Source organism: Thalassospira lucentensis, assembly GCF_011806425.1.
GTDB classification, from domain to species: domain Bacteria; phylum Pseudomonadota; class Alphaproteobacteria; order Rhodospirillales; family Thalassospiraceae; genus Thalassospira; species Thalassospira lucentensis_B.
The window spans coordinates 979,120-999,319 of sequence record NZ_JAATOV010000001.1; the positions used below are offsets into that span (position 1 = coordinate 979,120).

At 53.8% G+C, this 20,200-nt stretch carries 19 protein-coding genes; 5 read left to right on the top strand and 14 right to left on the bottom strand.

The features are described from left to right. Positions 1-35: 35 nt before the first annotated feature. The 10 genes from HCZ99_RS04580 to HCZ99_RS04625 all read right to left on the bottom strand — a co-directional run bounded on the left by HCZ99_RS04580 (position 36) and on the right by HCZ99_RS04625 (position 10,656). Positions 36-773 (bottom strand): proteasome-type protease, encoded by a 738-nt coding sequence (locus tag HCZ99_RS04580; RefSeq protein WP_167445648.1) that lies wholly within the window; start codon positions 771-773, stop codon positions 36-38. A 16-nt stretch (positions 774-789) separates the two neighbouring features. Beyond that, entirely contained in the window at positions 790-1,608 is an 819-nt protein-coding gene (locus tag HCZ99_RS04585; RefSeq protein ID WP_167445649.1) for a transglutaminase family protein, read from the bottom strand. 1 nt (position 1,609) lies between these two features. Continuing rightward, positions 1,610-2,557 carry an alpha-E domain-containing protein gene (locus HCZ99_RS04590; RefSeq protein WP_167445650.1) on the bottom strand — a complete coding sequence of 316 codons (948 nt, stop codon included), beginning with the start codon at positions 2,555-2,557 and terminating at the stop codon, positions 1,610-1,612. Positions 2,558-2,575: 18 nt separating this feature from the next. Next, positions 2,576-3,979 carry a circularly permuted type 2 ATP-grasp protein gene (locus HCZ99_RS04595; protein ID WP_167445651.1) on the bottom strand — a complete coding sequence of 468 codons (1,404 nt, stop codon included), beginning with the start codon at positions 3,977-3,979 and terminating at the stop codon, positions 2,576-2,578. Positions 3,980-4,153: 174 nt separating this feature from the next. Next, the gene (cobM, locus tag HCZ99_RS04600) at positions 4,154-4,915 is read right to left on the bottom strand and encodes a precorrin-4 C(11)-methyltransferase (protein WP_167445652.1); all 762 of its coding nucleotides are present in this window, start codon (positions 4,913-4,915) and stop codon (positions 4,154-4,156) included. Then, entirely contained in the window at positions 4,915-6,876 is a 1,962-nt protein-coding gene (cobJ, locus tag HCZ99_RS04605) for a precorrin-3B C(17)-methyltransferase (protein WP_167445653.1), read from the bottom strand. Before cobJ ends, cobM begins: the two co-directional genes overlap by 1 nt. Further along, a complete protein-coding gene (gene cobI, locus HCZ99_RS04610; RefSeq protein WP_167445654.1) occupies positions 6,867-7,613 on the bottom strand; it encodes a precorrin-2 C(20)-methyltransferase in 747 nt (248 codons plus the stop codon). Before cobI ends, cobJ begins: the two co-directional genes overlap by 10 nt. Continuing rightward, a complete protein-coding gene (gene cbiE, locus HCZ99_RS04615; protein WP_167445655.1) occupies positions 7,610-8,863 on the bottom strand; it encodes a precorrin-6y C5,15-methyltransferase (decarboxylating) subunit CbiE in 1,254 nt (417 codons plus the stop codon). The genes cobI and cbiE overlap by 4 nt, the downstream gene beginning before the upstream one ends. Further along, positions 8,860-9,546, bottom strand: a complete 687-nt coding sequence (locus tag HCZ99_RS04620) for a precorrin-8X methylmutase (RefSeq protein WP_167445656.1) — start codon at positions 9,544-9,546, stop codon at positions 8,860-8,862. The genes cbiE and HCZ99_RS04620 overlap by 4 nt, the downstream gene beginning before the upstream one ends. A 33-nt stretch (positions 9,547-9,579) precedes the next feature. Next, positions 9,580-10,656 (bottom strand): sirohydrochlorin chelatase, encoded by a 1,077-nt coding sequence (locus HCZ99_RS04625; protein WP_167445658.1) that lies wholly within the window; start codon positions 10,654-10,656, stop codon positions 9,580-9,582. Positions 10,657-11,030: 374 nt separating this feature from the next. Between HCZ99_RS04625 and cbiB the strand changes: the two genes are divergently transcribed. Then, on the top strand, positions 11,031-12,101 hold the full coding sequence (gene cbiB / locus HCZ99_RS04630) for an adenosylcobinamide-phosphate synthase CbiB (RefSeq protein ID WP_175581381.1): 1,071 nt from the start codon (positions 11,031-11,033) through the stop codon (positions 12,099-12,101). Beyond that, positions 12,098-12,712 carry a nucleotidyltransferase family protein gene (locus tag HCZ99_RS04635; RefSeq protein ID WP_167445660.1) on the top strand — a complete coding sequence of 205 codons (615 nt, stop codon included), beginning with the start codon at positions 12,098-12,100 and terminating at the stop codon, positions 12,710-12,712. The genes cbiB and HCZ99_RS04635 overlap by 4 nt, the downstream gene beginning before the upstream one ends. On the opposite strand, the gene rfaE1 is transcribed toward HCZ99_RS04635, so the two are convergent. Both rfaE1 and HCZ99_RS04645 read right to left on the bottom strand, forming a co-directional pair. Further along, entirely contained in the window at positions 12,709-14,181 is a 1,473-nt protein-coding gene (rfaE1, locus tag HCZ99_RS04640) for a D-glycero-beta-D-manno-heptose-7-phosphate kinase (RefSeq protein WP_167445662.1), read from the bottom strand. The genes HCZ99_RS04635 and rfaE1 overlap by 4 nt on opposite strands. Before the next feature lie 42 nt (positions 14,182-14,223). Then, complete coding sequence (locus tag HCZ99_RS04645; RefSeq protein WP_167445664.1) at positions 14,224-14,808, bottom strand: D-sedoheptulose 7-phosphate isomerase; 585 nt, start codon at positions 14,806-14,808, stop codon at positions 14,224-14,226. A 340-nt stretch (positions 14,809-15,148) separates the two neighbouring features. On the opposite strand from HCZ99_RS04645, the gene HCZ99_RS04650 reads away from it, so the two are divergent. Continuing rightward, positions 15,149-16,378, top strand: a complete 1,230-nt coding sequence (locus tag HCZ99_RS04650; RefSeq protein WP_167445666.1) for a hypothetical protein — start codon at positions 15,149-15,151, stop codon at positions 16,376-16,378. 69 nt (positions 16,379-16,447) lie between these two features. On the opposite strand, the gene cobT is transcribed toward HCZ99_RS04650, so the two are convergent. Then, positions 16,448-17,476, bottom strand: coding sequence for a nicotinate-nucleotide--dimethylbenzimidazole phosphoribosyltransferase (gene cobT / locus HCZ99_RS04655; protein ID WP_167445667.1), 1,029 nt, complete (start codon positions 17,474-17,476; stop codon positions 16,448-16,450). Positions 17,477-17,789: 313 nt separating this feature from the next. On the opposite strand from cobT, the gene cobS reads away from it, so the two are divergent. Further along, complete coding sequence (gene cobS / locus HCZ99_RS04660) at positions 17,790-18,668, top strand: adenosylcobinamide-GDP ribazoletransferase (RefSeq protein ID WP_167445669.1); 879 nt, start codon at positions 17,790-17,792, stop codon at positions 18,666-18,668. 62 nt (positions 18,669-18,730) lie between these two features. Then, complete coding sequence (locus HCZ99_RS04665) at positions 18,731-19,339, top strand: histidine phosphatase family protein (protein ID WP_167445671.1); 609 nt, start codon at positions 18,731-18,733, stop codon at positions 19,337-19,339. Between the two features lie 82 nt (positions 19,340-19,421). Here the strand turns inward: HCZ99_RS04665 and HCZ99_RS04670 are convergent, their stop codons facing one another. Further along, positions 19,422-20,054 carry a hypothetical protein gene (locus tag HCZ99_RS04670; protein WP_167445673.1) on the bottom strand — a complete coding sequence of 211 codons (633 nt, stop codon included), beginning with the start codon at positions 20,052-20,054 and terminating at the stop codon, positions 19,422-19,424. Between the last annotated feature and the right edge of the window lie 146 nt (positions 20,055-20,200).

Here is a 20,200-nt window from a genome sequence, read left to right on the forward strand (position 1 = left end):
AGAAGTCGAGCCCACAAATTAATCACGGAAAGAAATCAGCTGCTATGCTCGTCGGGCATCATGGCAAAGGCATCGCGCAGGGCGCCGGACCAAGCCGATGACAGGGCATGAAAACCGGGATCTTCGGCATCGATGCGGCGCAATTCGGAAAATTCGCACGCGTCATCGGGCAGCACCGCAAGATCAAGCGGCATGCCAACTGAAAGGTTGGAGCGCAGGGTCGAATCCATCGACAACAACGCCGCCTTAACCCCTTCGCGGATTGGGGTTTCGGGCGTAATCACGCGATCAAGGATCGGCTTGCCGTATTTATGTTCGCCGATCTGCAAATAGGGGGTGTCTTCGGTGGCTTCGATAAAGTTGCCCGCCGCATAGACCAGAAACAGGCGCTGATCGCCGCCTTTGCGCTGGCCACCGATCATGATCGATGCCGCACTGCTTTCATTATGTTGTTCAAGTGTGTCGTGGTATTTCAGCTGAACCTTTTGCATGGCTTGACCGACAAGCTCGGCCACGCGGAACATGCCAGACGCACTTAAAATGCAATCGCCCGGCTTGGTTTCTGGGTCATCGATTGCTTCTTGTAAGGTGCTCATCACCGCTTGCGTAATCGCAAGGTTGCCAGCCGAAAGCGCGACAATGGCCCGGTCACCGGGGACTTCCCACGTGAACATCTTGCGATAGCGCGAAATGTTATCAAGGCCAGCATTCGTGCGGGTATCAGAAAGGAAAACCAACCCTTCTTTCAGCATCAAACCGACGCAGTAGGTCATTTCTTAATGGGTCCAGCTATTGTTGTGATTGCGCAACGACCACTGATACATCCAAATTCTCGTTCGCACCACCAGTATGTACGCCCCTAATAGGTGTGGCCACCTGCCCATCAAGTCCAGACCCCAGACGAATATAAAAATCAGTCGGGCAGCACCGGTTCGCGGCGTCGAACCCAACCCACCCTAATTCAGCAATAAAAAGCTCTGCCCAGGCGTGGGATGCCTCGTGCGGTTTGCCATGCAGGTCGGCAAACAGATACCCCGAAACATAGCGTGCCGGAATGCCAAGATGTCGTGCCGCTGACAGCAGAACATGCGTATGGTCTTGGCAGACCCCCTTGCCATCGGCCAACGCATCGGCGGCAGTGGTGTGGACATCTGTTGTCCCCGGTTCAAAGGCAATCGCATCGGACACCGCATCAGAAAGAGCATGGGCGCGCTCAAGAAGGGTGCCGTCTTTTGTCTTTTTGGCGGCCTTTTCGGCCAGTTTGCGAATGGCCGCACTGGATTTGGTCATCGGTGTTGACCGCAAGAACACCTCGGGAAAGGCGCGTTCTTTGTGGCCGCGCAGCACACCGGCCATGTCGGTGGTTTCGACTTCGCCCTTTACGATGATTTCGACTTCATCCACCGGCCCACCCGCGGTCAAAGTGCTGATAACATCGCCGTTCCCATCGGTGAATTCCGAATTGATCACGCATCCCTCTGCGGTGATTGACCAGTTCAGGATTTTCTGCCCGTCAAATGCCGCCGGGGTTAACTTAAGGCTTTGCACCACATAGCGAACAGGGGTGTCATACCGGTAATGGGTGTGATGTTCGACTGTCAGGCGCATTTTATTGTCCCCCGAAATGATAAGTTTCAGCAATTGCCGCCGAAAGCGCGCGGTTGCGCGCCTGAAAGTCATTGAGAAACCCATGAAGCCCGTTGGCAAAGATTTCTTCCATGTCGCTTTGGGTCAGAAGCGAATACATCTCAACCGCCTGTCCATGCACCGGGCGCCGTTGGCCATAATGGCGGGCAAGCCGTTCAAGATGCTGGGTAATATGTTCTGAACAATGGGCAAGTGACCGCGGACTAAACGGATTGAGGATCAAGAAATGCGCAATCCGATAGGGCGAATAATCATCCCGATATACCCAGTGAAATGCCCGTAGGGACGATGCCGCACGCAGGACCGTGGTCCATTGATAGTTATCCACACCATCGCCAACCATGCTGGTTTCGGGCAGTAGGACATAATATTTCACATCCAAAAGGCGTGCGGTGTTATCTGCCCGTTCGATAAACGTGCCCAGTCGGATAAAGTCATACCCGTCATTGCGCAAAAGGGTGGAATCGGTTGTACCGCGAAACAGCGACCCCTGACGTTTGACCCAATCGATAAATTCAGGAAGTTCGTTTTTGGCCAGATTGTGGATTGATGGGCGACGAAGCTCCATCAGGGCATTGTTAAGTGCCTCCCACATTTCGGCGGTAATGGCGGTGCGCATTGCCCGCGCACTGGCCCGCGCGGCTTCAAAGCAATTGATAATTGAAGACGGGTTGTCGCGGTTAAAAATCAGGAAATTGGCGACTTCTTCCTGACGCAAAGGGGCGTTTGGATCATATCCCCCCTGACAGCCGGATGCAGATAACACTGATTCCCATTCAGACCGGTTGCCATCCCCGGTCGATGGCATCAGCGCCATGCGATAGCCCATTTCCATAAGACGAGCCATATTTTCGGCCCGTTCAACATATCTCGACAGCCAGAAAAGGTTGTCCGCAGTACGACTAAGCATCTTGAAACCCCCTTTTCGTTATTCTGCCATGATCCATGTGTCTTTTACCCCGCCGCCTTGGGACGAGTTAACGACAAGCGATCCTTCGCGCATGGCAACACGGGTCAAGCCGCCCGGTGCAAGGCGAATGTTATCGCCAACAAGGCAAAATGGCCGGAAATCCACATGGCGCGGGGCGATGCCACTTTCGACGAATGTCGGGCAGGCCGACAAGGACAGGGTGGGTTGGGCGATAAAATCGCCCGGATCGGCCTTGATGCGTTCGGCATAGGTGACTTGCTCTTCTTTGGTCGATGCGGGGCCAACCAACATGCCATACCCGCCCGAGCCATGGACTTCCTTCACCACCAGATCGCCAAGGTTTTCAAGCACGTATTTAAGGTCATCTGGCTTGCCGCATTTCCATGTCGGCACGTTATTTAAAATTGGTTCCTGGCCCAGATAAAATCGGATCATATCCGGGACATAGGTATAGACCGCCTTATCATCGGCAACACCAGCACCCGGAGCCGAGCAAATCGCAACCCCGCCGGATCTGTAAACATTCATAAGGCCGGGAATACCCAGCACGGAATCAGAACGGAAACACAGCGGGTCGATATAGTCGTCATCAATGCGGCGATAAATCACATCAACCCGTTCTGGGCCGCGCGTGGTGCGCATATAAACCCGCCCGCCCGAGACGAATAAATCCTGTCCTTCGACAAGTTCGACGCCCATCTGGTCGGCAAGGAATGAATGCTCGTAATATGCGCTGTTCATCGCACCCGGGGTTAACACCACAATATTCGGGTCGCGGTCGCATTTGTTTGGCGCGATGCTTTTAAGCGTTTTGAGCAACATGTCGCTATAGCCTTCGACCGGCTCAATACGCAGGCTTTTGAACAGGTCGGGGAACATGCGCATCATGATTTCGCGGTTCTCAAGCATATAGGACACGCCCGATGGCGTGCGGCAGTTATCTTCAAGAACGTAAAAATCTTCTGGTCCGGTGCGCACGATATCAACGCCGACAATGTGGCTGTAAACCTTGCGCGGGGGATCAATGCCAATGACGGCGGGCTCGAACGCGGCATTTTTAAAGACCAGCTCGGCGGGCACAATCCCGGCCTTGATGATTTCGGCGTTGTGGTAAACGTCATACAAAAATGTATTAAGCGCGCGGGCACGTTGTTTGACGCCACGTTCAAGTTTGCGCCATTCGCCTGCGGTAAAAATGCGGGGGATCAAATCAAATGGGATCAGCCGTTCTGGATCGCCACCTTCGCCGTAAACGGCAAATGTAATGCCGATTTTGCGAAACAGGGTTTCGGCTTCCAGACGCTTTTGCTCAAGAACTTCTGGGCCGCTTGCTTCCATCCATTCAACCAAGGCGCGATAAGGTTCTCGAACCTGGTCGTCGGTCTTCATCTCGTTGAACATGCACATTCCCCTTGTTACCTTTTGATTAAAGGCGGTTGAGTAAGGGGCGGTCAAGGAAGTTCAGGGTTGAAATGGCATAATTTTCAGCAAACTGGCTATAATGCGCAAAAAATAAACTTGTTGATTATGTGCTTTGTGCAAAAAACGGGCGGACTTGCGGTCCGCCCAAATTGCTTATGACTTGGCCGGGCGCAAAACATGCGTGTGATCGGCAGCGTAAAGCCGGGAGTCGGTGAAATCTTTGCGGCCAAAAACATCCCCCACCATGATCAGGGCAGTTCGCGTTATGCCGGTTCCTTTGACCTTGGCACGGATATCACCAAGGGTGCCAAAGATATATTGCTGATCGGGCCATGTCGCGCGATAGGCAATCACCACTGGGCAGGCTTCGCCGTAATGCGGGGTCAGATCACGCACCACATTGGCCAGATTGTTGATCGACAAATGCACCGCCAGCGTCGCCCGTGCCTTGCCAAGTTCCGCAAGGCTTTCGCCATCTGGCATCGAAGATGACCGCATCGCGGTCCGTGTCAGGATGACGGTTTGCGAAATATCGGGAAGTGTCAGTTCCGCCCCGATTTCGGCGGCCACGGCCGCATAGGCCGACACGCCCGGGGTGATGTCATAAGCAATGCCAAGGTCATCCAGGCGGCGGATTTGTTCGGCAATGGCCCCGTAAATTGATGGGTCGCCAGAATGCACACGCGCAACGTCTTGGCCCTTGGCGTGGGCGGCTTCGATTTCGGCGATGATTTCATCAAGATGCATCGACGCGGTATCGATCACGCGTGCATCCTTGGGGGCAGATGTGACGATTTCTTCGGGGACCAGTGACCCGGCATACAGGCAAACCGGACATTTTTCGATCAGGCGCAAGCCACGTACGGTGATCAGGTCCGGGGCACCGGGACCGGCACCAATAAAATGAACGGTCATTATTCTGCCTTGTCGTTTGCGGGGGTATCGGTATTGCGATGATTGGGCGTGCTTAAAACCGGTGCCTTGGCAGCGTCCGGGCCTTTTTTGGCATAACCACGCGGGGTATAGACCCATTCGTTTTCACCGCGCGTGATGTGTCGGCTGTTGCTGGAGCCGACCAGAACCGTGGTCAGCATATCGACCATATCGACTTCTAGTTTCGAAAGCGGAACAACCGTGATTTCCTCGTCCGGGCGGCCCAACTGACGACCGAGAACCACCGGCGTATCCTCATCACGATGGGCCAGAAGGATATCGCGTGCCTTGGCCAGCAAATCCCGGCGGCGCTTGGATACTGGATTGTAAAACGCGATGACAAAGTCGCCTTCTGCTGCCGCCTGAAGGCGGCGCAGGATATCTTCACGCGGGGTCAAAAGATCAGATAGTGAAATCGCACAGAAATCATGGCCCAACGGCGCACCAATCCGCGATGCCGCCGCCTGAAGTGCCGAGATCCCCGGCGATACCTGTACTGCAACCCGGTTCCAGTCCGCCCGGTCTTCGCGATCAAGCAGTTCGAACACCAAGGTTGCCAGCGCATAGATGCCGGCATCGCCAGAACCAATCAGGGCAACGTCCTTGCCGGTGGCAGCCAGTTCGAGTGCATGGCGCGCACGGGCTTCTTCGGCGCCAAGATCGGAATGATGGCAATCCTTGCCGTCGATCAGTGGGCCAAGCAGATCCAGATACATCTGATAGCCGACAATATCGCTGGCCCGCCCAATCAGTTCTGATGCTTCTGGGCTGCGCCAGCCAATTTGGCCCGGTCCGATGCCAACAATCGAAAGCTTGCCTTGGGCTTTGCCGACGGTTTCAGGGATAATGTCATGTTGCGACAAGGCCACCGCACAGGTCGAACGTTTGGTTTTGTGTTTGGGAATGATCAGTTTGCCATTCGGGCCGACAGCAGCAAGGGCGGCACCCTCGGCAACGCCGTGACAGCCTGTTTCGGCAAAGACGACATCAGACGGGGTTACAAGGCGTTCCGCCTCCGCTTCGAGTGTTTCGGCGTCAAAGAACCGTGCTGGCACACCAAGACGAGATGCCAGTTCATGCACCGCGGCTTCGTCGGCTTTCAGATCAATCGACACCACGCAGGCAATTGCTTTTGGGCTCAGGCATTGCCCTGCCAGCGTTTCCATGACCAGTTCGTACACGTCATCAATCGGGCAGCCGCGCTCACACCCGACACCTAGCGCAAGAACAGGTGGGTGATAGGTAATGGCCGTTTCTGCGGTGTCGCTGATGGCGTCATCACTTGCACCTTCGCGTGCGGTGGCGGTGATCAGGATGGTACCGTCATCAGATTGCGCAAGGGCGCTGTTGGTCAGCCAGGCGGCAGATCCGGCTTCCACCTCAAGACGCGCAGAGGCACCAGCCAAAAGGGCAGCGGTCGCAGGCTTGACCGTTTCCGGCGTGCCGAGCTTCCAACCCTTTGGCGGCTCGTCCAAGGCAAGGCCCAGCATGGCATCACCGGGTGTTGTAATGGCGGCAATACCGCCAAGACGGTCGGCCAGATCACGCGCCAATCGGTTGCCACCATGATGGCCACCCAACAGCGGGATAAAGGTTTGGCCTGCTTCATCAACCGCAATCACGGCGGCGTCTTGCCATTTGTTGGCCAAAAGCGGCGCAAGGGCGCGAATTAAGATACCTGATGCGCAGACACCAATGATGACGTGATCGGATGAAAATGTTCGTTGCAGATGTGCAATGGTATCATCAAACGCGACATCAACATCATTTGTCGATACCCGGGTGCGCAGACCATGGACCGAGGCGCCCTGAAGGCTGGCGGCAATGCGCTTTGCCATCGGAAGGGCACGCTGTGTCAGGCAAACCACCGCAATCGGCGCAATCGGATCGGTCGGCAAGGCCGATGTCGGGGTGTTTGAGCTGTTATGGGCGGTCATCGCCATGCGTCTCCGCGACGGTGGATCAGAATCATGGAAAAATACGGTGCTGTGGCATCGGCCGGAAGATCGGCCAAAGGCACCATTTTTTGGCTATCAAGGGTGGCGCGTTCGATATAGCGCGCCCGATCTGTCAGGCCCAGCTCGTTAATCACCTCACGCACCTTGGCAAAATGCCGCCCTAGTTTAATGATCGCAGCGGCATCGGTGTCGGCCAGTTGGGCGCGCAGGCGATCTTTATCAAGCGGGCCGGGGATGACTTGTAAAACGTCATTCTTCGCCGCAAGGGGGGCGCCAAGTTGTGCCGCACAGGCCATCATCGAACTCACACCCGGAACCGTATGAACCGGATGCCCGGCATCGGCCAAACGGCCATAAAGATACATAAAGCTTCCGTAAAAGAACGGGTCGCCTTCGCACAGAACCGCAACGGTTTTGCCCGCTGCTAGGTGTTCGCCGATTTCAATCGCCGCAGCGTCATAAACCGGATCGGCGGTTTTGCCCATGGCAATGCGGATGGCAATCTCGATGCGGCCTTTGGGGATGTGCGGATCGACAATCTGCCGGGCAAGGCTGACGCCGTCTTCAAGGGCGGGATAGGCAATCACGTCGGCCTTTTGCAGGATGTTATAGGCTTTTAACGTGATCAGATCCGGTTCCCCCGGACCAATACCAAGACCATAAGCCGTTCCGGCGACCGGATGGCTTTGGGTGTCTGCGGATGCAATTTCCGCACGGGTCATGCTTTTACTCCGACATAGTGGGTGACAGGGGCAAGGTTGCTCCAGCCCTTAAAATTGCCACGCGGGACCAGCCGGGATACCGACAGTCGCGACAGCGTGCCACCCATTTTATTATAGAAACGTAATAATTTTTCTTCGCCTTCCAGCGTCACCGTATTGGCGACCAGCCGCCCATGCGGGCCAAGCTTTGCCCAGCAGTGTTCTAAAAGGCCATCTTGGGTAATGCCACCGCCAATGAAAATCGCATCCGGTTTTGGCAGGCGATCAGCAAAAACGAGGGCATCTTCGATGCTTTTTTGTTCGACGCAAAGTCCCGGTGTGCCAAGGCGTACGGCGTTTTTCGCAATCATTGCGCAGCGATCTGCATCGCGTTCAATCGCGACGGCAGTTCCACCCATGCGCATCCATTCGATGGAAACCGATCCGCATCCAGCACCAATATCCCAAAGCACACCACCCGCAAACGGGGCAAGCGATGATATTGTTTGGGCACGGATTTCTGATTTCGTGATCATGCCATCATGGATAAATGCATCATCGGGCAAGCCCGGACCTTTTGGTAGGGGGCGGGCATTGGGCCCCGCATGAAGGTCGATCATGATCAAGTTCAGCGGATCAATTGATTGGACATCTGGCATCGACGTTGCCGTGGACTGCCACGTTTGTGCAGTCTGGGTGGTGATGCGTTCATGCGTCCCGCCCAAGCGTTCGCAGACCGTCATGCGGCTTTGATCATATCCTGCTTCGCACAGCATCACCGCCACTAAGGCCGGGGTTGATCCGTCTGCACTTAGTGCGATCAGTTTGCCGTGCGGGCGCAAATGGGATCGGATGATTTCCGGATCGCGCCCATGCAGGGTAACGACATCGCATTCCGACAGTGGCCAGCCAAGGCGTGACGCGGCCAAGGAAATACTCGATGGTGCCGGGATCGAATAAATCGGATCGGATCCGAAATATTTAATTAAAGTGTTGCCAACCCCAAAATACATCGGGTCGCCACTGGCCAGTACTACCGGGTTTTGATCCAGACAGTCTTCGATCAGCGCAAGGTTGGCCTCAAACGGCGTGATCCATTTATTCTGGGTCGCGTTATTGGTTTCAGGCAGCATCCCGATATGGCGTTTGCCACCAAAAATAACCTTGGCATTTTCAAGCATCGTGCGTGCAACCGGCGACAGGCCGTCATAGCCATCTTCGCCGATGCCGATCACGGTGATGCGGCCTTTTTGCGGGGATTGTTCGTTCATGGCTGGCAACCCTGAAGCTTACGGTCACGTGTGCCATCCGGGGTGCTGTCATCCCCCCGTGCTAGTCTTGCAAGGGCATTGACCGTGGCCGCAGTCACAGCACTGCCGCCAAACCGACCGCGCAGGGTGATAAATGGCACATCGGCACTATGGTCAATCAGGGCTTCTTTGCTTTCGCGCGCACCAACAAACCCAACCGGCATGCCGATAATGGCGGCGGGTTTGGCAAGCTTTCCTGTGTGAATGGCTTCGAGCAGATGAAAAAGTGCGGTGGGCGCATTGCCAATCGCAATTATTGCATTTTCGATATGTTCAGCCCATGCATCCACGGCGGCCGCCGACCGGGTTGTTGCCAATTTGCTGGCAACTTGGTGGGTGTTGGCATCATTTAATGTGCAAACAACCGGGTTTTCAGCCGGAAGCAATCGGGAAATGATGCCGTGTCGGACCATTTCAGCATCACATAGGATCGGTTTTCCTTGGCGCAACGCGTTGGTTGCACGCGTCACGACATCGCCGCCAAAGGCAATTTGATCGACAATCTCCACCATGCCACAGGCATGGATAATGCGTATGGCAACAGTCCGCTGATCGTCTGAAAAGCGGGCAAGGTCGGCCTCGGCTTCGATGGTGGCAAAGCTTTGGGCGTAGATTTCCTGCGGATCACGCAGATAGTCAAACATTGCCGCGCCTTTCAGAGGATCGGTATCGACCGGTTAAGAGCCGGTCGATTTTGCGTCGCCATGATCATGGCCGTGATCGTGGCTGTGTCCGTGGTCATGACCGTGTTTATGCTCGGAAGCATGGCTGTGCCCGTGGCTATGACCATGACCATGACCATGACTGTGTCCATGTCCATGAGAATGTCCATGGCTATGGCCGTGACCATGATCATGACCGTGGCTATGACCGTCGGTGCCGATGCCCATGACGTGATGGTGATGGCCGACCTGCGGGGTGCCAACATCGCCTTCATAACCAATGATCTGTTCACGGTATTTGCACAGCTGACAATTCATGTTGTTGTCGCCGGTATCGATCTCGGCCAGGCGTTCGGCAAAGCTTGCCAAAACCATCGGATGATCTTTCAGATACCCTGCCTTGATGAACTCGACATCACCAAACTCGGCGGCGACTTCATCGGTATGGCTGTAAATCCGGTCGATCAGAATGCCAGCAAACAGGAAATAGGGGAAAACGACAACGCGTTTATAACCCAGTTTCATGGCTTCGCGCAGACCGGCATTAACGCGCGGATGGGTCACACCGGAATAGCTGATTTCGGTCCGGCCAAAACCAAGGCCTTCTTGCAGCATGCGGGCGACTTTATAAACGTTTGAATTGGCATCCGGGTCGTTCGTGCCGCGCCCAACAACCATCAAAAGTGTGTCTTCGCGCGCAACGCTGTCATCGGCGGTGGCAAGCGCTTCTTCGATACGTTCCTTGGCTGCAATTAGCAATTTCGGATCAATCGCCAAATCGCGGCCAAATTTCACGTCGATATCGGGGTTTTCATTGGCGAAATTGTTAACTTCGCTCGGCAGGTCATTTTTGACGTGACCGGCAGCAAACAGCATGCCCGGAAGGGCATAAATCTTTTTGTGACCCAGGTCTTTTAGCTTTTCAAAGCCGTCACGCAGGATCGGGTGCGCAAATTCGAGAAAGCCGCTTTCGACATCATAGTCGGCAAGGTGGGTCTGTTTCATCGTTTCAACCATGGCGTTGAACTGTGAAACCGCGCGCTCGTCGCGCGAACCGTGACCGCAAATCATTACTGCGCCTTTGGTGGACATGAAAGGCTGCTCCTTTGTCTTTCTCTGTTGGTTGTGCGCGATGCTTTTGGCAAACGCGGTACCCGAAACCACCCCCGTTTTCACCGATTGGCTTACGGAATGCAAGCGGCAGGTAACATAACATGCGTCGAACAGGGATGTCGGGGCGAAATTACTAGTTATTGTGTGGCGGATGGTCTGATGCGCCAAAGATGTTGTGGTGTGTTAAGTGCCTTATTGGATGCATGGATTGCGGTTTTCATACGTACAAAGCCCGTCGCGGGATCATCAAAATCGGTGGCAATCGCCGTATGAAGAAAAAATAATTCGTGTGAAATTCTTGTAGCAAGCTACCGCAAATATTGCAAATTACGCTGTCAGAATAGTTGGGCTTCATGGGCGAGGTCATTCTGATTGACGAGGGGCGTGTCACCGCGCACATTGCCGCCATGGACACGTCGCTTGCTAATTTTTTGATCCCGGCGTCTGGTTTTTCCGGGCCGCTTTTTACAATACTGGTGCTGGCACTGGTGTTGGATGCGGTCTTTGGCGATTTTCCTTGGTTGTTTGGGCGCATTCCCCATCCTGTGGTCTGGGTCGGCAATCTGATTGGCTGGTTTGAAAAGCGGTTGAATCGTTCAGATCGCGGCAAGACCGATTTGATCACACGCGGCACGATTGCAAGCCTGGCTGTGATTGGGGTGGCATCCCTGTTTGGTGCATTGGTTGGGCAAATTTCGGCGTTGGGCGATGTTTTCTGGACGGCAGAAGTATTATTGCTTGCCGTTCTGATCGCGCAAAAAGGCCTTTATCAACATGTGAAAGCAGTATCGGTCGCGTTGAAAAAGGACGGGATTGTTGGCGGCCGCAAGGCCGTATCAATGATTGTCGGGCGTGATCCAAATGCATTGGATGAGGCAGGTATTAGCCGGGCCGCGATTGAAAGCTGTGCTGAAAACTTTTCCGATGGCGTGGTAGCACCCCTGTTTTGGTATGTCCTTGGCGGTCCCATCGGGCTTTGCGCCTATAAGGCGATCAACACCCTTGATTCCATGATCGGGCATCGGAATGCGCGGTATCTATATTTTGGGCGTTTTGCTGCCCGTCTTGATGATGTCGCCAATTTCATTCCAGCCCGCATCGCCGGTGGGGTGATCTGCCTTGCTGCTGCACTTGGGTCGAAAACCAGTGGCGGGGCCGCATGGCAGACAATGATCCGCGATGCCAAAAAGCACAAATCACCCAATGCCGGTTGGCAGGAAGCCGCATTTGCTGGGGCGCTGGACCTTTCGCTTGCCGGGCCGCGACAATATGGTGATGAAATTGTCGATGATCCCTATATCGGCTCAGGGCGGCGCGACGCGTTGGCCATCGATATTGACCGCGCCCTTTCCCTTTACACGATATCTTGTTTAATCAATGCGGCGTGGCCCGTCGCCCTAAAGGCGCTTTGGATTTTGCTATGAGTGACGGTTTGCCGGTTGATCAAGTCCCCAACGGGGCGGTCTTTCTGGATCTGGCTTTGCGCAACCGGTTTAATCAGATCGTCGTTGATCGATTTTCTGAGGCGGAACTTTCTGATTGGTGGATGACGGCAGGCTGCTTGGCACAATCGGTCTGGAATGTGCAGGCAAACCGTCCAGCAGAACAGGCGATTGCCGATTATGACCTGTTTTACTTTGATCCAGACACCAGCTGGCAGGCAGAAGATGCCATGATCAACACGGTTGCAGATATGTTTTCAGGCCTACCCATTCGGGTCGAAATCCGCAATCAGGCACGGGTGCCGATATGGTATCGGGAAAAGTTCGGTGTTGAATATGGGGCGGTGAACGCGGCCAGTGGTGGGATTGATCGGTTTGCCTATCGCACAACCGCCATTGGACTGCGCAAAGTCGTGGGCGAATATCGGCTTTACGCGCCGTTCGGGCTGGATGCGGTGCTTGATGGCGTGATTATCCCCAATCCGGTTTTACCGGTGCGCGCCGTGTACGAGGCCAAAGTTGCAAGGTGGCAGAAAATTTGGCCCGACCTTACGGTAATGCCTTGGCCCGATAGCGCGGTGGAACTTGATTAATCTTTGCCTTGGTTCATGCGGGCAATGGTCGATGTGGTGGAAAATCCGTCTTCCAGATTGGCCAGAACGACTTTGCCGCCATATCCCTGAACGATATCAGCACCAACCACCTTATCAATGGTGTAATCGGCCCCTTTGACCAGAATATCGGGTTTGATGGCCGATATCAGCTCAACCGGCGTGTCTTCGCCGAAAATTACCACGCCACTGACCGTTTCAAGCGATCCAAGCACAGCCGCACGGGCAGCTTCGGACTGAACCGGGCGGGACTCCCCCTTAAGCCGTTTGACCGATGCATCGGAATTCAGTCCGACAATCAGGCGGTCACAGGCGGCACGCGCCTGTTTGAGCAGGCTAAGGTGCCCAGGATGCAACAGATCAAAGCAACCATTGGTGAATCCGACTTTATATCCCTTGCGGCGCCAACGTTCCGCGCGGTCGACCATACGATCAAGCGGCATCAGTTTGGCTTCGCCAATCATCAGGTCATGGTGATGCAGGGCTGAAATCAGCTCATCCGGATACACGATGGCTGTGCCGATCTTACCAACAACGATACCTGCTGCGACATTGGCAATCCGCGCCGCATCCGAAAGGCTCGATCCTGCTGCAACTGCGGCGGCCAGACAGGCAACAACCGTATCACCGGCACCTGATACATCAAAAACTTCGCGTGCTTCGGTCGGTAAATGAATGGCATCGCCGTCTTTGGTCACCAAGGTCATGCCGTCCTGACTGCGCGTCAAAAGAACGTTATCAATCCCGCATTCGGTAATGATTTTGGTGGCTGCGGCAACCGCATCTTCGTTGCTATGCACCGCAATGCCAGTTGCCGCCTCTGCCTCTGCCCGGTTTGGGGTCACAACCGTGGCACCACGGTAAATGCTGTAATCGGTGCCTTTGGGGTCGACGATAACCGGCTTGTTGGCCGCACGGGCGGCGGTAATCGCGCTTGCGACCACATCGGCATGCAAAACGCCTTTGCCGTAGTCAGACAAAATGATGGCTTCAACATCGGGGGAAAGCTGTTCAGCAAGGGCAGAAAGGTTGCTGATGGTGGCTGGCGCAATGACAGATGTGGTTTCGTTGTCAGACCGCAACAGTTGCTGGCCGCCCGCGATATAGCGGGTTTTGATGGTTGTTGGGCGGTTACGTTCCGTCTGGATATAAGGTTCAACACCCTTGTCATTGGCGACATATTCCATGACTTCACGCCCGGAAATATCGTCCCCAACCAACGATAAAAACTGCACAGCTGCGCCAAGGGCGGTGGCATTGCGGGCAACGTTGCCCGCCCCGCCCAGCATCGCGCTTTCACGCTCAACCCGAAGGATTGGAATGGGAGCTTCGGGTGAAATCCGATTGACCGATCCATAGACAAAACGATCAAGCATGACATCGCCAATACACAGAACCTTGGCGTTGGTAAGTTGTTCAACCTGACGGGCCAGATGGCTGAGATCGGTCATTGTATGATGTCTTTGCTTTGTCGTTGTCGTGATAAGGTCGAATTATTTCTTCGTCAGGCCAAGGGTATGTTCCAACGCCCCCACCAGCATCTGACCAAGCTGGATATGCATTTCCTGGATGCGCGCGGTGGTGTTGCTGGGCACGATCATCAATGGATCGCAAAGATCGACCATGTCACCACCGGTTTTGCCGGTCCAGCCGGTTGCGATCAAGCCCATCTCGCGTGCTTTCGCCAGGCCAAGATTAACGTTCTTGCTGTTGCCGGATGTCGAAATGCCGATCGCCACGTCATCGGGATTGCCAAGTGCCTCGATCTGACGCGAAAACAGATGGTCAAATCCGAAATCATTGCCAATCGCGGTCAATGCCGAACTATCAGTCGTCAGCGCAATCGCCGGAAGGGCACGACGATCATTGATGTAACGTACGGTAAATTCGGTCGCGATATGCTGCGCGTCAGCTGCCGATCCGCCATTGCCGAAAAACAGCAATTTATTGCCGTCATTCAAGGCATCGGTGCAGATTTCAACCAGCTCGATAAACCCATCGCGGGTTGCTTCGCGGGTTTTGTCGACCAGATCAAGATGCTCGTCAAATTCGGCATCGAAAAAGCTTTTAATATCCATTTTTCCAAATCCAAAGACGTGGGATAAACCCTGCAAGGCAATCACTGTGTCGTAAAATTGTACATATTTGCGGTCAAACTCAGAACGGTTCAGGAAATTTTGATCGTTCTATTGCCGCAAATCGGGCTGAAACTATCAGTTTGAATAGCGGAAAGCTACGACTTATCGCTGTCGCCGCGATGCATGAATTTGGCCCATTTTCACCTTTGGTTTCAAAGGTCGCGGGTGATAAATACATAAGCTGTTAATCGACAGACTCTATATTCCACTATATTCGTAATGTTAGTGCTTGCGGGGTGTATGCTCTGTTTGCCGTGAAACAATTATCTGGTCGCCATTTATGTCTGATAGCACGCTGCCGTCCCCTGAGGCCTTCCTTGTCGATTATGTGCGCCGCCTTGAACGGCGCAAGGAAGGTGTGGCTGCTATTCATGTGCATTTTTCAAAACTAATCGCGTTCAATCGCCGTGATCATCATATCCGTACCGCCATTGCATCATTTGAAGACATCGTTCCCGAGGTCACAGGACGCATCTTTACCCTGTCTAATCAGGATCTGATTTTCATTTTCGATGCGGCTGAAATAGACGAAGTTAATGCAGTCATTTTCCGGCTTAAATTCCTGTTTAACGACGATCCGCTGATCAGCGAGAGCAAGGATGAAAATGGGGATCCAGCCAATTTCACTGACTATTTTGACGTTGAACAGCAATACAAAGATTTTTTGCATTTAACCCAGACACTGGTGCGCTCCAACGCCAATCGTCCCCGCGCGATCAGCAAAGCGGCCGAACGGCATAATGATCATCCGGATGATGCGGATGATCGGATGCCGTTGACGCCAAAAATCCTGGGGCGGATTGATGAATCCCTGCGTCGTGCTGATTTATCGAACTTGATGCGCCGACAGGCAATCTGTGCTGTGGTGGGGGATGCCAATCCAACGCCGGTGTTCCACGAACTATTCATTTCGATCAAGGATTTGCAGGATACACTGCTGCCCGACGTCAACGTGTTGTCCAACCGCTGGCTGTTTCAGCATCTGACAGAAATTCTGGATCGTCGTATGTTGTCGTTGCTTACCCGCAGCAATGATGCGTCGGTTACCGGTTCGGTTAGCATTAACCTGAATGTCTCAACGGTGCTGTCACCCGATTTTTTAACATTCGATAGCAATGTTAAGGCCGGACAGCGCGGAACCATCGTGCTGGAACTGCAAAAGATCGATGTCTTTGCGGATCTGGGGGCGTTTTTCTTTGCGCGTGATTTCTGTCGTGATCGCGGGTATCGCATCTGTATTGACGGGATCAGTCACTTGTCGCTTCCCTATATCAACCGGAACAAGCTTGGTGTTGATATGATCAAGATGTACTGGGATGCGGAAATGGAAAACATGGATGACGCCCATAAAGAAGCCATGCGCGAAACAGTGGCGGAGGCAGGGGACACCCGCGTTATTATGTGCCGTTGCGATGATGAACGGGCGATCAAATTTGGTCATTCGATCAATATCACCATGTTCCAAGGGCGCCATGTCGAGCACTTGATGAGTGAACGGACAAAAAAATAGCGCCGATTTAACCGGCGCTATTAAGATGTCTTGTTCGGTCGGATCAGAAAAGCCTTTCGGGCGAACGCCCTAGTCCTTGCCGTCGATGCCGGCCTTGTCAAAAGTTGCCATGTTGTTGTGGCATTCCGCCGCAGCCCGCAAAAGCGGGATCGCCAAGGCAGCACCCGATCCTTCGCCGAGCCGCATCCCAAAATTAATCAGGGCGTCTTTGCCAAGTTTTTCAATTAGGCGGCTGTGCCCAGGTTCAGCAGAAACATGCCCGACCAGACAGTGATCAAGCGCATCGGTGCGAATGGCGGCCAAAACCGCCGCCGCCGCGCAAGATACGTAACCATCTAGCAAAACCGGAACCCGGGCAAACCGTGCGGCAATAATCGCACCGGCCATCGCAGCAATTTCACGCCCGCCGACACAGCGCAAAACATCAAGCCCGTCATGCATCTGGTTTTTATGTAAAATGATCGCATCGCCAACAACGCGGGTTTTACGGATCAGGGTTTCGTCATCAATTCCAGTGCCCCGACCGGTCCAGTCTGCGGCGTCGTCCCCATAAAGCGCATGGGAAATGGCGGCGGCTGATGTCGTGTTGCCGATGCCCATTTCGCCGGGCACAAACAGATCAAGGCCCTTTTCAATCGCGCTCATGCCAAATGCCATTGCTTCTGCGCAGCCTTCGTCATCCATGGCGGGTTCTTGCGCAAAGTCATTGGTTGGAATTTCAAGGGCGACTTCCATCACACGCAATTCGGCATCAACCGATTTACAAATCTGGTTGATCGCGGCCCCGCCATTAATAAAGTTTTCCACCATCTGCTGGTTCACTGTGGCCGGAAAGGCTGACACGCCTTGGGCGACAACGCCGTGACTGCCAGCAAAAACCGTGACACGCGGGCGCGACATATTCGGGCGGGATGTTCCCTGCCATCCAGCCAGCCACACACTGAAATCTTCAAGGCGGCCCAACGACCCGGCCGGTTTTGTCAGGGTCGGCTCCCGCTGCAAAACCGCTTCTTGCGCCTCGCGATCCGCAGCAGGAAGCTCTGCAAGCATAGCGCGGATTTCATCAAGGTTTTGCGGCGGATGTTTGGGATTGAACATATTGCTCTCCGGGTGGCGGGCGGTGGTGCTAAGCGCGTTATGCTTGGCGTTTGTTATGGTAATTATTAGGTTGAGACCCAGTTTTTAAGGCCGTTTCGTTCCGTCTTTTTGTCCGTGTCGTCCAACGGGGCACATGTTATGCAACGATCAGCACGTGCAGCGCAAAACAGCCTAGTCTGGTATTCTTGCATGGATTAAGACATGTTTTATACGGCGACTAAGCGGATCAACGAAACGTTCTTAACAATCAAAGTTCCAAGGTTGCCTCAACCTAGAACCAAGATCGTCACAATACCAGATCGAAAATCGGAAAATGACGGTGCCCGAAGATCATAACCAAATCGAAACAAACATGCAAAGTTCTGATGAAAACGGCGGAACACCGAAAGTAGATGGTGCAGCACCGAAGGACGGTACTTCTTCCTTTGGCACGATCCCGGTTCTGTCTGATTTCTTTCGTGCACTCGTCTTGCTCAGCCGGGTTCCGGTCTTTCCGATGGATGATTTTCGCCCGGTTACGATTGCAAGGTCTGTCTGGTGTTGGCCATTGGTTGGGGTGTTCTTGGTGGGTATCGCACTTATCCCGGCCCAATTTGCCGCGTACTTAACAGGAAGTGCCGTTGTCTTTGCCATTGTGGCGGTTTTGGCATTGGTATTATTAACCGGTGCCATGCATGAAGATGGACTGGCCGATTGCGCCGATGGTTTTGGTGGGGGGCTGGAACGCGCCCGCAAGCTTGAAATCATGCGCGATAGCCGTATTGGCACATATGGCGTGGTTGCACTTGTCCTGTGTCTTGGCTTGCGTGTGGCATTGTTGGTTCAGGCGGCAAATGCCGGGCAGGCAGTGGTTCTTTTGCTTATTATGGCGGTCATGTCACGTGCCGCCATGCCGGTTTTAATGACGGTTCTTCCCCCCGCACGTGATAACGGCCTTGGCAAAGGCGCCGGACACCCTGAATGGCGATATGTGATATTGGGACTTGTCGTTGCTTCGGGGATTGTTTGGGCTTTATCAGGGCTATTTGTGGTGCTTGCTGTTCTTTTGGCTGCCATGCTGGCAACGGTTTTGATGGGTGCAATTGCCAAATGGCAAATCGGCGGCCAAACGGGTGATGTTTTGGGGGCGACCCAAATGATCGCGGAACTGTTTGTCGGCATGGGATTTATTGCTGCAATCGGCACTGTATAATTAGGCCGCATTTACGCTGATGAGGTCGCAGGCTTCATCTGGGATTTTGGTGGGATCAGGACATGACAATTCAAACAACGCGGTGGTGGTTGGTGCGTCATGCGCCGGTTTTAAACCCGGATCGTCTGGTTTATGGCCGAAGCGATATGCAAGCCGATTTATCCGATGAAAAGGCCTTGCGATCCTTGGCGCGCCATCTGCCCAAAGATGCTGTTTGGGTCACAAGCCATTTATCGCGCACGCTTGATACGGCACTGAAATTACAGGAACTGATCGACGAAGACGTTACCCCAACCCGTGAAGCCGCCCTTGCCGAGCAGCATTTTGGGGCATGGGAAATGCAACATTGGAATGATCTGCCCAAGGGCGAGACGACAAAATTCTGGACTGACTTTGCCCGCCAGCAACCGCCAAATGGCGAAAGCTTTGCCGACGTTGTTAGCCGTGTCGGCCCAATATTTAGCCGTTTAAATCGTTATTGGGCCGGTCGCGATATTGTTGCCGTCGTCCACGGAGGTACAGTGCGGGCCATCCTTGCCAATGCGCTTGGGCTGTCGCTGGAAGCCGCCCTTTCATTTCATATTGATACGCTAGCGTTAACGCGACTGGAATATATCGACGGCGTTGACGAACCCGGCTGGCGGGTAACATCCGTCAATCAGCGCTATTAAATGAGCCAAACATCACGCAGGCCACGATCATCTGATCAATATCGTGGCCCTATCGTAGTTTGGTTTTTGGTGGCGGTGATGTTTAGGCAGATTTTAATTCTTGCTGTTGCGCGACGTTACCCAATGCGTATTCCGAAAGGTATCGGTCGATCATATCGCTGGTCAGATCGTATTTTTCGCAAAGTGCACTGACGTCGCGAAGGTAGGCATTGTAATACGGGATCGGTCGGCTGCGTGACTTATTGCGCAGGTGCGCAACCGTTGGAAAATCATCGGCAAATGTATCGCTTTCGATGACCTGAATGATGGTGTCATCCAAAATGGCCGCCGGCATCCCGCAATATGTTTTGCCGCAGGCAGACAGGATTTTGCTTGCGGTTGGGACTGAAATTCCGGGCTGGGCCAAAAGTTCATTAAGTTCTTGTTCCCGGAAGTCATTTATCGACATTAATGTGGTGAGTGTCGGCAAATCGCGCACCAGCATAGACAAGGCGTTCACACGCATCCCGCGCGAATGGGACCAGACAATGGTCGCGATCATTCCGGCTAAGGCATCTTCTGCGAAAATTTGGCGCACGTCGCGCCGGGCAAGGGTGATTTCGCCGTCTTTCGCATGGCTTTCTAGGAATTTATGAAACGACCTGTCATGCGTGTGCAAACGTTCAAGCAGGCCGAGCCACATATCTTTGCGTGACGAAGTAATCCAGATTGGCATTCTGCGTGCCTGGATTTCGTGTAGGTGGTCATGAATTGCCATCTGATTCTTACAGTTTTCTATTTTTCCCAAGAGATCGAAGATGCATGTCCGTGGAACCAACCGGATATGATTGTTCTTTTTTCCGGTCGTCATGCTGGCGGGCG

Excerpts from the sequence above, each read along its gene's own strand:
- HCZ99_RS04580 (WP_167445648.1), bottom strand. The coding sequence starts at position 773 with ATGACCTACTGCGTCGGTTTGATGCTGAAAGAAGGGTTGGTTTTCCTT.
- HCZ99_RS04585 (WP_167445649.1), bottom strand. The coding sequence starts at position 1,608 with ATGCGCCTGACAGTCGAACATCACACCCATTACCGGTATGACACCCCT.
- HCZ99_RS04590 (WP_167445650.1), bottom strand. The coding sequence starts at position 2,557 with ATGCTTAGTCGTACTGCGGACAACCTTTTCTGGCTGTCGAGATATGTT.
- HCZ99_RS04595 (WP_167445651.1), bottom strand. The coding sequence starts at position 3,979 with ATGTTCAACGAGATGAAGACCGACGACCAGGTTCGAGAACCTTATCGC.
- cobM (WP_167445652.1), bottom strand. The coding sequence starts at position 4,915 with ATGACCGTTCATTTTATTGGTGCCGGTCCCGGTGCCCCGGACCTGATC.
- cobJ (WP_167445653.1), bottom strand. The coding sequence starts at position 6,876 with ATGGCGATGACCGCCCATAACAGCTCAAACACCCCGACATCGGCCTTG.
- cobI (WP_167445654.1), bottom strand. The coding sequence starts at position 7,613 with ATGACCCGTGCGGAAATTGCATCCGCAGACACCCAAAGCCATCCGGTC.
- cbiE (WP_167445655.1), bottom strand. The coding sequence starts at position 8,863 with ATGAACGAACAATCCCCGCAAAAAGGCCGCATCACCGTGATCGGCATC.
- HCZ99_RS04620 (WP_167445656.1), bottom strand. The coding sequence starts at position 9,546 with ATGTTTGACTATCTGCGTGATCCGCAGGAAATCTACGCCCAAAGCTTT.
- HCZ99_RS04625 (WP_167445658.1), bottom strand. The coding sequence starts at position 10,656 with ATGTCCACCAAAGGCGCAGTAATGATTTGCGGTCACGGTTCGCGCGAC.
- cbiB (WP_175581381.1), top strand. The coding sequence starts at position 11,031 with ATGGGCGAGGTCATTCTGATTGACGAGGGGCGTGTCACCGCGCACATT.
- HCZ99_RS04635 (WP_167445660.1), top strand. The coding sequence starts at position 12,098 with ATGAGTGACGGTTTGCCGGTTGATCAAGTCCCCAACGGGGCGGTCTTT.
- rfaE1 (WP_167445662.1), bottom strand. The coding sequence starts at position 14,181 with ATGACCGATCTCAGCCATCTGGCCCGTCAGGTTGAACAACTTACCAAC.
- HCZ99_RS04645 (WP_167445664.1), bottom strand. The coding sequence starts at position 14,808 with ATGGATATTAAAAGCTTTTTCGATGCCGAATTTGACGAGCATCTTGAT.
- HCZ99_RS04650 (WP_167445666.1), top strand. The coding sequence starts at position 15,149 with ATGTCTGATAGCACGCTGCCGTCCCCTGAGGCCTTCCTTGTCGATTAT.
- cobT (WP_167445667.1), bottom strand. The coding sequence starts at position 17,476 with ATGTTCAATCCCAAACATCCGCCGCAAAACCTTGATGAAATCCGCGCT.
- cobS (WP_167445669.1), top strand. The coding sequence starts at position 17,790 with ATGACGGTGCCCGAAGATCATAACCAAATCGAAACAAACATGCAAAGT.
- HCZ99_RS04665 (WP_167445671.1), top strand. The coding sequence starts at position 18,731 with ATGACAATTCAAACAACGCGGTGGTGGTTGGTGCGTCATGCGCCGGTT.
- HCZ99_RS04670 (WP_167445673.1), bottom strand. The coding sequence starts at position 20,054 with ATGCCAATCTGGATTACTTCGTCACGCAAAGATATGTGGCTCGGCCTG.